This window comes from Pelomicrobium sp. G1, from assembly GCF_051905455.1.
In the GTDB taxonomy this organism is placed as follows: domain Bacteria; phylum Pseudomonadota; class Gammaproteobacteria; order Burkholderiales; family UBA6910; genus Pelomicrobium.
In genome coordinates, this window is sequence record NZ_JBQACR010000293.1 from 1 (window position 1) to 290 (window position 290).

The 290-nt window shown below is 69.3% G+C and carries 1 protein-coding gene; it reads left to right on the forward strand.

Annotation, left to right across the window (positions count from 1 at the left end; translation table 11 throughout):
* Positions 1-290: MFS transporter (locus tag ACTFO6_RS18565; RefSeq protein ID WP_439935850.1), on the forward strand; the 290-nt coding region annotated here is incomplete at both ends.

A 290-nucleotide genomic window follows, 5' to 3' on the forward strand; every position in this document is an offset into this window, starting at 1 on the left:
GCCTGTACCTGCGCTCCCTCGGGTACGTGGCGGCAGAGATCGGGCTGCTCATGGCCCTGCCCCAGGTAATGCGCATGCTCGCTCCCGCGGCGTGGGGCTGGCTTGCCGCCGCCACCGGCCGTAGAGTGGAGATCCTGCGCCTGGCGGCCCTCGCCGCCCTCCTGAGCTACGCGGGCGTTTTCTTCGGTGCGGGTTTCGCCTGGATGTGGCTGGTGATGGCGGTCATGAGCTTTTTCTGGCGCGCGTCGCTTCCCCTGGTGGAAGCGATCACCCTGTCCCACCTGGGCCCC